This window comes from Thalassolituus sp. UBA6592 (assembly GCF_002433655.1).
Taxonomy (GTDB): Bacteria; Pseudomonadota; Gammaproteobacteria; order Pseudomonadales; family Oceanobacteraceae; genus Venatoribacter.
Genome location: NZ_DJIO01000142.1, coordinates 1 through 11,276 on the forward strand (window position 1 = coordinate 1; position 11,276 = coordinate 11,276).

Sequence of the window (11,276 nt, forward strand, 5' to 3'; positions counted from 1 at the left end):
GGTATCAACCAGCAGTGTTTCAGTCTCACCAATCACCAGCGTCGCGTTGACGTGGAAGCTGTTGGCACCGGCATTGTAGACATCAAAGGTCAGCGGCTTGTTTTCTTCGGCGCTGGCGTTAACTGAGCTGAGGCTGATGGCGGTAGCGGCTAACAGGGTAGCGGCCTGTTTTCCGAAGCGGGTGACGGTAGTGCGCAGGGTAGGTTTCATGTTGTTCTCCATTATGTCGGGTTATTCCTTGGCAGAGGAATGTTATTGAGCAGATGGGAGCATTATGCGTATTGATTAGTAATGGAAAAATATCAAATAATAGGCATCATTATTTCATAATCCGAGCACGTTGATGTATGGACCGTATCCTGGCTGCCAGAGTCTTTGTTGATCTGGCGTACTCCGGCAGCTTTACCCGCACCGCAGACCGGCTGGATATGTCGCGGCCTATGGTTACCCGTCATCTGGAGGCCATGGAAAGCTGGCTGCAGACCCGGTTGTTTCATCGCACCACACGTAAAATCTCGCTGACGACGGCCGGAGCGGAATGCCTGGCTGAGGTCGAAGAGTGGTTGCAGCAGGCAGAGAAGCTAGAGCAGATGCATGTCGATCATCAGGAACCGTCCGGACAGATCCGGCTGGCGACCAGCATGTCGTTTGGATTTACCCAACTGGTGCCGGCGCTGCGTGGCTTTATGCAGCGCTATCCGCGGGTTTTGGTCGATCTGGAGCTGCAGGATACGGTGACTGACCTGACCGCTCAGCGCATCGACCTGGCACTGCGCTTTGCCAGTAATCCGGACCCGTCCCTTATTGGCAAGCCTATTGCCCTGTGTGAGTCTGTGCTGGTGGCGTCACCTGAGTATCTTAAACGCCGTGGGGTGCCTCAGGAACCGGAAGATCTGCAACAGCACGACTGCCTTGGTTACCGTAATTTCGGTCGTCATGTGTGGAATCTGCATCACGATACGCTGGGTAACCGGGCGGTGGATATGCATTGTCGCCTGACGGCCAATGAAGTGACGGCGTTAATGACTGCCGCTGAACTGGGAATGGGCATTGCTCTGCAGCCAACCTACATGGTCAGCAAATTACTGCAGAGTGGCGCGCTGGTGACGGTGTTACCACAATGGCGTCCGGAAGATCTTAAAATTTATGTCCTGTACGCCTCGCGCAAACACCAGTCAAAGGCTGTGCGGACACTGATTGATTATCTCGATGACTGGTTTAAACAGAATCCCTGGTGAGTTGGACTGACAGAGGAAAAATATTGTGGAATTACCGATTTATCAGATCGACGCCTTTACTGATAACGTGTTCGGTGGAAATCCGGCAGCCATCTGTCCATTAGAACAATGGCTGCCGGCAGAGGTTATGCAACGCATCGCTATGGAAAATTCCGTCGCCGAGACAGCATTCTTTGTGCGCGAGGGTGAGGGTTTTGCCATCCGCTGGTTTACCCCGGAAATTGAAATGGATCTGTGCGGACATGCCACGCTGGCTGCGGCGCATGTGATCAAGCGGTATATACATGCAGAGCTGAATGTTATCAGTTTTCACTCTGCCAGCGGTGAATTACAGGTAAGCATCGACGGTGATCTGCTGACACTGAATCTGCCTTCGCGGCCGCCGGTTATCAGCGATATTCCGCAGGTTATTCTGGATGCGTTTGAACAGGCGCCGGTGGAGATTCTCAAATCCCGCGATTACATTCTTGTTTTCAATGATGAAGATATTATCCGCCATATCGAACCGGACCAGACATTATTAAATACCATTAATCTGGACCCTGGCGGCATTGTAGTGACAGCCAGGGGACGTGATGTTAAGGGGAAAGATAAGAAGGGACATGACGTGGATTTTGTATCCCGCTTTTTTACCCCCCAGGCAAGTGTCTTTGAAGATCCGGTGACCGGATCCGCACACTGTTCGTTAATTCCTTACTGGAGCAGAAAACTCGGTAAAAAACAGCTGATCGCCAAACAGTTATCAGCCAGGGGAGGGGATCTTTATTGTGAGGACCTGGGCAAGCGGGTAACGGTATCCGGTAAAGCCATCACCTATATGCAGGGCACGGTTTTTATCTGAGGATTATTGTCTGAATCTGCTTCTTCGGGCAGCTATCAGCTTTCTTCGACAGTCACTTTCGGAATAGTCAGGCGGAAGGCCGCCCCTTCGCTGGTATCTTCCACCTGAATATCGCCGTGCAGGCGCTGGTGCACGATGTTATACACCAGATGCATGCCAAGCCCGGTGCCGCCCTGACCACGCTTAGTGGTATAGAAGGGCTCAAAAATCTTCTGCTTCGCTTCATCATTCAGGCCTTTGCCGTTATCGGAATAGCGGATAATGATGTCGCCTTTGGCTTCCGCAGCCTGAATTCGGATCAGGCCATCGTCGCGATGTTCGAAGCCGTGCAGCAGCGAATTCATAATCAGGTTGGTGATGATCTGGCTGATGGCACCGGCGTAGGTTTCCATCCACAGACTGTCGGCACAATCAATTTCCACTTTATGGCGGTTCTGTTTGAACTTGGGCGACAGAGTTTCCTGAATTTCTTTCAGATAGTCATTAAGAACAAAACGGCGGATATGTTCGCCGGTCTGGTCTTCCGATACCTGTTTAAAGCTTTTGATCAGGTGGGCGGCGCGCTGCAGGTTTTTATCCAGAATGGAGAGGCTTTCATCCAGCATACCCATAAAATCGGCAAAGTCCTGGCGCTTCATCGAACCCGCTTCATAGGCTTCGCGGACTGTCTGATAGTTGTCGTTGATGTACGACTGAATGGTAATGCACAAACCCAGCGGCGTATTAATTTCATGGGCGATACCAGCCACCATACCACCAAGAGAAGACAGCTTTTCTGCTTCAATCAGTTTGGTCTGGGTGGCATTCAGCTGATCCAGTGCATGATTCAGTTCATCGACGGTGCGTTGCAGATTGTGCGTACGCTCGTTTACCCGGTCTTCCAGCTCAAGGTTGATGGTACGCAACTGTTGCTGGGCCTGATTCTTTTGCAGCAGCTCAGTATTCATCTGTTCGCCCAGCGCGTTAAACGCCCGGGTCAGCTGATCGATTTCATCCTCACTGCCGCTTTCGCGCAGGCTTAGAGCAGAAAAATTAGTGCTGGTCCGTACTTTAACTTCGTCTGCCAGCTGACGAATTCTGCGGTTAACCAGCGTGTGTACGATAAACCCCAGCAGCGTGGCCAGCAGCATCAGGCTGATAAGCTGCACAAACATGCCGGACACGGCGGCATCCCAGGCGCGCTGAATAACCAGACTGCGGTTAAAGGCAATTTCCAGAATACCGATCTGTTTGTTATTAAAGGTGAGGGTAATGGTCTGAATTTCTGAATGGTGTGGGCGCACACCCTGTTCCACATTCATGTTCAGCTGATCCGTGACTCGCACGTAGTTGACGGCCTCCAGATTCATAATGCCTTTGATCTGGGAGCGGATCTGAATTTCGTCGTAAAACCACAGGCTGGAGCCCAGTGATTGGGAGTAACTGTTGCGGATGTCCTGCAGACGATGCTCGAATTCGCGGGTTTCTCTGTGGTAGTTCCAGCCGCCGACAATGGCGGAGAGCAGCAGGGATAGCGCCACGGACGCCGCCGCAAAATAGAGAATGACCCGCCAGAGGATAGAGCGGCGGGGCTTGTTTAAATTCCCGGTCAGATCATCAGTCTGATTATCCATAAATCCCTTGTCTGTGAGTCTGTCTGGCAGCCCTGTGCCGCTTGTGTTGTACAGGGCGGCGTTGTACTGGTCGCTGTATTGGTCGTCGTACGGGTCTGCGCAGAGATAAGGCTTATGTAGTTTAGCAGAGAAGCGATCCGGGGGAATATAAAGCTGGTTAATAAAACAACAATGACGCGCTTTGGCGCCAGAACAAAAAAAGCCCGCGTTGCCGCGGGCTGAAAACACAGACAGACCAGAAGGGAATCAGTCGTGCTGTTTATGGAAAGCGGCGTAATACAGCAGGGGGATGATCACCAGCGTCAGCATGGTCGAGACGAAAATGCCGAAGATCAGCGAAATCGCCAGACCATTAAAGATCGGGTCATCGAGAATAAAGAACGCTCCGATCATGGCCGCCACGGCGGTTAATACAATGGGGCGTGCGCGCACGGCAGCAGCGACGATCACCGCATCGGCAAAGGCCATACCTTCTGCACTTTTCTGGTTGATGAAATCGACAAGCAGAATCGAGTTACGCACGATAATGCCGGCCAGTGCGATCATGCCGATCATGGAAGTGGCAGTGAACTGCGCGCCAAACAGGGCGTGGCCCGGCATAACACCAATCACGGTCAGTGGAATCGGTGCCATAATAATCAGCGGCACCAGATAGGAGCGGAACTGACCGACAACAAGAAGATAAATCAGGATCATACCGACGCCGTAAGCGATACCCATGTCACGGAAGGTTTCATAAGTAATCTGCCATTCACCATCCCACTTCATGCTGATGTCGTCAGCCAGGGCCGGTTGCTGGATATACCACTGTTCCCAGTTCAGGCCGGCATCTTCCATGCCGAAGGCAATGCTGAACAGGCCATACAACGGACTGTCCAGTTCACCGGCCATATCGGCGGTGACAAATACCACTGGCTGCAGGTTTTTGTGATAAATGTTTTTCTCGATGGTGCTTTTACGCACGTGCACCAGATCCGCCAGAGGAACAAAGGCCCCGGTTTGCGAGCGGACTTTCATCACCATCAGCTGGTTCAGATCGACTTTATCGCCTTCTGCCAGTTCCAGACGAATCGGCAGCGGATATTTATTGTGCTCAGTGTGCAGGTAGCTGACATCTTCACCGCCCAGTGCGGTATTGATCGCCTGCACTATGCTGCTCTGGGCAACCCCCAGCATGGCTGCGCGCTGGCGGTCGATATCCAGCAGCCATTTTTCCTGATCGGCCTCCACATAGTCATCGACGTCGACGATATCCGCGGTGTTCTCAAACAGTGAGCGCAGTTCTTTTGCCGCTTTGATCTGACGGTCGTAATCCGGACCGTAGACTTCCGCGACAATCGGTGCCATTACCGGCGGACCCGGTGGAACTTCGACGATTTTGACGTTAGCGTTCATCGCCAGGCCGATTTTCTGCAGCGGTTCACGCACTGACAGCGCAATATCGTGAGACTGGCGGTCACGTTCATGTTTATCTACCAGATTGACCTGAATATCGCCCTGATTCGGATAAGCGCGCATATAGTATTGGCGCACCAGACCGTTAAAGTTGATCGGTGAAGCGGTGCCGGCGTACAGCTGTACGTCTTTAATTTCCGGCACTTTCATCAGTTCATCCGACAGTTCTTCCATAACCCGCAGCGTTTGCTCAACTGGTGTGCCTTCCGGCATGTCGACCATCACCTGGAATTCCGATTTATTGTCGAACGGCAGCATTTTCATCACCACCAGTTCAAACGCCGGCAGGGCGACAGCGAGGAAAATCAGACCTGTGATGGCAGCAAACAGCAGCACGCGTTTTTTCGCAGCATGAGCACCAACCGTAAACGGACGCATCAGCTTATTGAAGAAGTTGTACAGCTTACCCTGACGCGGGTCCGGCTCTTCATGGCTGTGGGCACCGGCGGATACGGTTTTATTCAGCAGCTTGTAGGATAACCATGGGGTCACAACAAAGGCGACGGCCAGTGAAATCAGCATACCGGTGGAGGCATTGATCGGAATCGGGCTCATATATGGCCCCATAAGACCGGACACAAAGGCCATTGGCATCAGTGCGGCGATCACGGTAAAGGTTGCCAGAATGGTTGGACCGCCCACTTCATCGACGGCCACCGGAATCACTTCCAGCAGTTTCTTGCCGCCCATGTGCAGGTGTCGGTGGATGTTTTCCACTACCACAATGGCGTCATCGACCAGAATACCGATGGAGAAAATCAGCGCGAAAAGAGAGACGCGGTTGAGGGTAAAGCCCCACACCCAGCTGGCAAATAAGGTGATCGCCAGAGTAATAAAAATTGCACCACCTACAATGATGGCTTCGCGCCAGCTCATGGTTGCCAGTACCAGCACGACCACCGCAGCCGTGGCAAACAGCAGTTTGGCGATCAGTTTGTCGGATTTATCTTTGGCGGTAATGCCGTAATCACGGGTAACTTCGGCTTTGACGCCAGCGGGAATCAGGCGGTTGTGCAGTTTTTCCAGACGCTCGTCGATAGCCTGAGTGATATCAATGGCATTCATACCCGGCTGTTTGGCAATGGCCAGAGTCACCGCAGGCGAGGAGGTGGCTTCGCCCAGATCGCGGGTAAATACCGCCTGATCCGGAACATCCGCCATTCGCGAAATAGTCGCGACATCGGATAAGTACACTAGTCCGCCGGCTGATTTACCGACGATCAGCTGTTGCAGTTCTGCGGTGTTCTGCAGGAAATTACCGGCCTGAATCTGAATGACTTCGTTATCCTGAATCAGCGGCTGGCGATAGCCACCGGCATTAGCGCTCATCAGGGCGTTGCGCACATCATCAAAGGCCAGGCCGTGGCCATTCATGCGTGCCGGGTCCAGGCGTACCTGCACCACGTCGTTGTGACCGCCGATGGTGTAGATGTCGCGGGTGCCGGGAATACGTTTCAGCTCGACTTCCAGAGCGTGGGCCACCTGAGTCAGGCTTTCGGTGGTTATCTCCGGGTTTTCTGCCGACAGCGTAATGGCCATGATCGGCACATCATCAATGCCCATCGGCTTGATAATGGGGTCAGAGACACCAAGATTCTGCGGAAACCAGTCTTTGTTGCTGTGCACCTGGTTGTACAGATTGAGAATGGCTTCTTCACGCGGAATACCCACTTCAAAGGCCACTGTCAGGACCGACTGGCCAGGCTGGCTGATGGAGAAAATGTCGTCCACGCCTTTGATTTCAGACAGCACCTGTTCGGCCGGAATCGACACCAGCTGTTCCACTTCACGGGCACTGGCGCCGGGAAAGCCGATGTAAACGTTGGCGAAGGTCACGTCAATCTGAGGCTCTTCCTCTTTTGGGGTGACCATGATGGCAAAGAAGCCCAGCAGCAGACCGACTAAGGCCAGCAGCGGAGTAATCGCCGAATTCTGAAAGGCGTGCGCTATTTTACCGGAGATACCAAGAGACATGCCTTACTCTCCTTTGCTGATATCGGCCAGTTGGGCAAGGGCGTCAGTGACTACCTGATCACCGGCGCTGAGGCCGGACAGGATTTCAACCTGGCCGTCATACTGATTGCCGGTACGTACCTGACGCAGCTCCGGTTGACCGTCATCGAGGACGTAAACGGATGTCAGTTCTGAGCGCTTGAGCACGGCAGAGCGGGGCAGCAGAAGGACGCTGCGTTCACCGGTCTGGACGCGGATTTTGGTCCACTGGCCCGGGTACAGCAGGCTGTCGTCAGCACCTTTGGTTCCGGCTGCCAGGTTCGCGCGCAGGCGCACGCTGTGATGGGTGGCATCGGCAAACGGGTAGAGCACAACGCTTTCCGGAGCGACTGACTGTTCACCAATACGCACGGAAATCTGGCTGGCATCGCGATACTGGCTGGCAATACGCTGCGGTGCATCAGCAACCGCGCGCAGTTTTTCCAGCGACATGCCGGTCATCAGGGCCTGACCCGGATTCACCAGTTCACCCAGCTCCACCTGACGGCTTTTAACCAAACCAGAATAAGGGGCGCGGACTTTGGTGTAGGCTACCTGCTCTTTCGCCTGGGTCAGTGCCGCTTCTGCGGCCTTCACAGCAGCGGCAGCACTTTTTGCCTGAGCTGTGGTGCTGTCCATTTCGCCCTGGGACAGTGTCCCTTGTTTAAACAAACGGGTATTACGCTGCAGAATCACCTGTGCGTCTTCATTCTGTGCGCGGGCCTGAGCCAGATTAGCGTTGGCCTGTTGCAGCTGGGCCTGTTGCTGGGTGTCGTCAATTTCGATTAACAGCGCGCCTTGTTCGACCTGATCGTTGACGTCGTAGTAAACCGCCTTGATAGCACCACTGGTCTGAGCCGAAATCGTACTTTCATTGACTGCTTCCAGTGTGGCTTCCAGATCGAAGTACACCGGCACAGTGACGGGTTTCAGGCTGATGGATTCTGCTGCCAGAGCCGGCAGAGCGGCGGCCAGCAGACTGATCTGCAGTGCGCCTTTTATACAAGAGCGTATGTTTGGGCGAAAGGAAGAGCGCAGAGTACGCAGGGGATGTGTATGACGGGACATGGACGATTCCTCTTCGAAAGTGGGCTGCCAAACGCGCATTAACCGCAAAGCTTATTTAATATTACTGTATTAGAATATACTAATATGGCAATTGCAAGCGCAGGTTTGTCAGGCTCAGAATCCTTCTCAGCAGTATAGAAGAGATCGTTTTAAGTGGGATTGAGCGGGGGCAGTTGGGGTAAGCAGGCAGAGTTCGCTGAATTGCACCGGGAGAGTTTATTGCTCCGGGCGCGGGTTACAGGCCGCGCCGGGAGCGGCTAAGGTACAGGCAACCGTGCTTGTCAGGCGTCAGACCAGGGTTGCTTCCAGCTTTGCGGCAGCTCAGGCCACTTTCCGCTCTGGGGCAGAGCTGTCAGCTGATGCAGGCCATCTTCGTCCTGCCATTGCAGGGCAAACGCGTGCAGATAGGTGCGGTCGGCGGGGCTGCCACCATAGCGGCTGTCGCCTTCGATGGGGCTGCCGAGGCTTTTCAGCGCTACCCGCAGCTGATGTGTTTTACCGGTTTTTGGCATCAGCAAAAACAGGCGGCGGCCTGATGCTTCGTCTAAATGGGTGATGAAGCGGGTAATGGCGGGGTTTTCCAGCGTGCGCTTAAGCAGCCAGCTGCCATTACGCCCTTTGGCCATATCGCCTTTAATCCAGCCCTGTTTTTTCGCGGGTTTGGCCGTGCTCAGAGCGATATAAAATTTCTGAATCCGGTGTTCGGCAAACAGTTTGCTGAGCCGTGCCGCGGCAGCGCTGGTTTTGGCCATCAGTAGCAGGCCGGAGGTGACTTTATCGAGCCGGTGTACCGGGAAAAGCTCATGACCAAGCTGTTGGCTGGCCAGCACTACGATGCCGGCTTCGCCGTCTTCACTGTGCATATTAATACCGGCGGGCTTATACAGCGCCAGCCAGTCGCCGGCGTCATGCACGACATCCAGCAGCATATTCGGAAGGCGGGCGCTGCTCACTCAGTAGGATTCCTGCTCCATAATTTCCAGCAGACGACGCACCAGCGCTTCAAACAGCTGGGCTTCTTCGTTATCGGCGGAGGCGTTGAGACTGTACATCAGGCGTTCAATTTCAGCCCGGGACATATAACGCACAGCAACTGGGGTGGTCATGATAATTCCTTTGTTCTTCGTGCAGATCAGAAGCGATAGCTGAGCAGCAGGCTCTGGGTGGTGTAATCACCGTCTTTCAGACCTGCGCGGTCATTTTCTTTGTTGTAATCCTGATTGTCGTGCCAGCCAAAGGCGAAATCCAGTGTCACGGCACGGAACTGATAACCGGCACCCAGTTGCCAGCCCCAGCCGTTGAATACTTTGTAGCGCTCAGATGAACCACGCGGCACCTGCATTTTTTCATAGTGCCAGGTCGGGCCTGTGTAAATACGCGGGCCTTCTTTAGCCAGTCCCCAGCCCCACATTAATTGGGTTTCGCCACCCTGCAGTTTCAGTCCGTCTTCGCCATTGACGCGGTAGAGAATAAAACGCGATGCGGCGACGTTGCTTTGCGGAAATTCGGCAAATACGGAAAATCCAGGCTGGTCACTGTCTGGCATGTATTGCGGAGCATTGCTCAGGTCCGCTGCATAGCCGCCAACGCCGACGCGGAAATTGGTAAATTCTTCTTCTGCTGCATGGCTGGCCGCTGCTGTCAGCAGGAGACTTGCTGTTATTACTTTTAGCAGAGACATCAGGGTCGCCTTGTGGTTGTTCAGGGGCTTTGAGGCTGCTGTTGCAGGCCATCAGTTCGGGGCTGCTATTGCAGACTATCAGGGCGCAAAGGCTATCCCAGCCCTCTGGCGATGGCAAGCCGCGCAGGTCTTCTATACTGAGTGTTCGCAAAACATGAAAATTCAGGGGATGTAATGACGACCAACCATGATCAGCGCTCAGCCGGACAGATAAATCAGTGGTGCGCTGACAGCGCGCAGTCCGTGACTTTTGCCTGGCAACTGTTCCCCGCCAGTCGGGGCAGAGGGTTTATGCTGGCGTTGCTGGTGGGCGTTCTGTTAGCCATCACGACTGCCGGCCATGCATGGGCCGAGGATCACTTTTTTCGTGTGCCATCGGATCCGGTGCAGGAAGCGAAAGACAATTTTGCTGCCGGTAAGTATGAATTTGCCACCATTCAGTTTCCTGACCATCAGGAAATGCCGGGTATGAAAGATGAACAGCAGCAGGTGATCGCCACGCAATACAGTGCTCAGCCGCTGAATTACCGCTGGAAAACATACAGCAATGTTGAAGATGATCCTCAGCGTCTGCTGAATATGCGCCGCTATGCCAACCGTTACAATCTGATGCTGTGGAAGCTGCTCAACACAAAAAAACAGGATGATACATTCCGTTATCGCTACTGAGCGCGGTACCATGCCTTTTTACAGCCGTCGTCGGTTCTGATGGCGGCTGACTGACCCCCTTGGTTTTATGCAGAACTCTGCGCTGGAGTATCCATTGCAATGTCGTCTGGGCTGCGGTGCCTGTTGTATTGCACCGTCTATTTCATCACCCATTCCCGGTATGCCTGAAGGTAAGCCTGCAGGTGTGCGCTGCGTGCAACTGGATGAGGACAATCTGTGCCGGCTGTTTGGCCAGCCAGAGCGGCCGAAAGTCTGCGGTGATTTTGCTGCGGAGCCACAGGTATGTGGCAGTAGTAGTGAACAAGCTATTATGATTATGACTGACCTGGAGCAGCTTACTTCCCCTCAGAAGTAGCCAAGCCGCAGAAGTAGCAGATCCGCAAAAATAGCAGATTTTCAGCAGCCGCAAAGCGGAGCAGTGAACTGCAGGAGTTGGTGTCTGCAGTCGTGTGTTCTGCTTTGTGATGAATTTTTCTGGCAAATAGAAAGTTCAGGCAGATACAAGCGCGTCTTTTCAGACAAATAAAAAGTTCAGACAAATAAAAAGCGCGTATTTTCAGGCAAATAAAAAGCGCGTCAGTGCCATTGCTGTCCCACAAATTTCTATTCAAGCATTTTCGAAAAATGTCAGGTCCCTTGTCCTCATAGAGGGGACTTCCGAAACGTCGGACCGCCCCGCTCGCTGGACGGGCTACCTCCCCGCTTCGCGCTTTCTGGCT

Annotated in this window: 11 protein-coding genes and 1 pseudogene; 4 read left to right on the top strand and 8 right to left on the bottom strand. The window is 53.5% G+C overall.

Translation table 11 applies throughout. The features are described 5' to 3' along the window. A pseudogene (locus B2Z72_RS14060) lies at positions 1–210 on the bottom strand (hypothetical protein); the annotation flags it as partial. A gap of 137 nt (positions 211–347) precedes the next feature. Here B2Z72_RS14060 and B2Z72_RS14065 point away from each other — a divergent pair. Both B2Z72_RS14065 and B2Z72_RS14070 read left to right on the top strand, forming a co-directional pair. Then, the gene (locus B2Z72_RS14065; RefSeq protein ID WP_296980023.1) at positions 348–1,238 is read left to right on the top strand and encodes a LysR family transcriptional regulator; all 891 of its coding nucleotides are present in this window, start codon (positions 348–350) and stop codon (positions 1,236–1,238) included. 25 nt (positions 1,239–1,263) lie between these two features. Then, positions 1,264–2,079 (top strand): PhzF family phenazine biosynthesis protein, encoded by an 816-nt coding sequence (locus B2Z72_RS14070; RefSeq protein ID WP_296980022.1) that lies wholly within the window; start codon positions 1,264–1,266, stop codon positions 2,077–2,079. Between the two features lie 35 nt (positions 2,080–2,114). Here B2Z72_RS14070 and B2Z72_RS14075 read toward each other — a convergent pair whose 3' ends face one another. The 6 genes from B2Z72_RS14075 to B2Z72_RS14100 all read right to left on the bottom strand — a co-directional run bounded on the left by B2Z72_RS14075 (position 2,115) and on the right by B2Z72_RS14100 (position 9,888). After that, a complete protein-coding gene (locus B2Z72_RS14075) occupies positions 2,115–3,692 on the bottom strand; it encodes a sensor histidine kinase (protein WP_296980020.1) in 1,578 nt (525 codons plus the stop codon). Positions 3,693–3,938: 246 nt separating this feature from the next. Next, a complete protein-coding gene (locus tag B2Z72_RS14080) occupies positions 3,939–7,121 on the bottom strand; it encodes an efflux RND transporter permease subunit (protein WP_296980018.1) in 3,183 nt (1,060 codons plus the stop codon). Positions 7,122–7,124: 3 nt separating this feature from the next. After that, a complete protein-coding gene (locus tag B2Z72_RS14085; protein ID WP_296980016.1) occupies positions 7,125–8,207 on the bottom strand; it encodes an efflux RND transporter periplasmic adaptor subunit in 1,083 nt (360 codons plus the stop codon). A 281-nt stretch (positions 8,208–8,488) separates the two neighbouring features. After that, positions 8,489–9,160, bottom strand: coding sequence for a TIGR01621 family pseudouridine synthase (locus B2Z72_RS14090; protein WP_296980014.1), 672 nt, complete (start codon positions 9,158–9,160; stop codon positions 8,489–8,491). Continuing rightward, positions 9,161–9,313 carry a cell developmental protein SirA gene (locus B2Z72_RS14095; protein ID WP_296980012.1) on the bottom strand — a complete coding sequence of 51 codons (153 nt, stop codon included), beginning with the start codon at positions 9,311–9,313 and terminating at the stop codon, positions 9,161–9,163. A gap of 26 nt (positions 9,314–9,339) precedes the next feature. Next, positions 9,340–9,888 (bottom strand): hypothetical protein, encoded by a 549-nt coding sequence (locus tag B2Z72_RS14100; protein WP_296980010.1) that lies wholly within the window; start codon positions 9,886–9,888, stop codon positions 9,340–9,342. Between the two features lie 174 nt (positions 9,889–10,062). On the opposite strand from B2Z72_RS14100, the gene B2Z72_RS14105 reads away from it, so the two are divergent. Further along, positions 10,063–10,557: a hypothetical protein gene (locus B2Z72_RS14105; RefSeq protein ID WP_296980009.1), complete on the top strand. Its 495-nt coding sequence runs from the start codon at positions 10,063–10,065 to the stop codon at positions 10,555–10,557. Between the two features lie 94 nt (positions 10,558–10,651). Continuing rightward, entirely contained in the window at positions 10,652–10,912 is a 261-nt protein-coding gene (locus tag B2Z72_RS14110) for a YkgJ family cysteine cluster protein (RefSeq protein WP_349676671.1), read from the top strand. Here B2Z72_RS14110 and B2Z72_RS14115 read toward each other — a convergent pair. Then, positions 10,893–11,276: hypothetical protein (locus tag B2Z72_RS14115; RefSeq protein ID WP_297005103.1), on the bottom strand; the 384-nt coding region annotated here is incomplete at its 5' end. The two genes, B2Z72_RS14110 and B2Z72_RS14115, sit on opposite strands and share 20 nt — an antisense overlap.

Excerpts from the sequence above, each read along its gene's own strand:
- B2Z72_RS14065 (WP_296980023.1), top strand. The coding sequence starts at position 348 with ATGGACCGTATCCTGGCTGCCAGAGTCTTTGTTGATCTGGCGTACTCC.
- B2Z72_RS14075 (WP_296980020.1), bottom strand. The coding sequence starts at position 3,692 with ATGGATAATCAGACTGATGATCTGACCGGGAATTTAAACAAGCCCCGC.
- B2Z72_RS14080 (WP_296980018.1), bottom strand. The coding sequence starts at position 7,121 with ATGTCTCTTGGTATCTCCGGTAAAATAGCGCACGCCTTTCAGAATTCG.
- B2Z72_RS14085 (WP_296980016.1), bottom strand. The coding sequence starts at position 8,207 with ATGTCCCGTCATACACATCCCCTGCGTACTCTGCGCTCTTCCTTTCGC.
- B2Z72_RS14095 (WP_296980012.1), bottom strand. The coding sequence starts at position 9,313 with ATGACCACCCCAGTTGCTGTGCGTTATATGTCCCGGGCTGAAATTGAA.
- B2Z72_RS14100 (WP_296980010.1), bottom strand. The coding sequence starts at position 9,888 with ATGTCTCTGCTAAAAGTAATAACAGCAAGTCTCCTGCTGACAGCAGCG.
- B2Z72_RS14105 (WP_296980009.1), top strand. The coding sequence starts at position 10,063 with ATGACGACCAACCATGATCAGCGCTCAGCCGGACAGATAAATCAGTGG.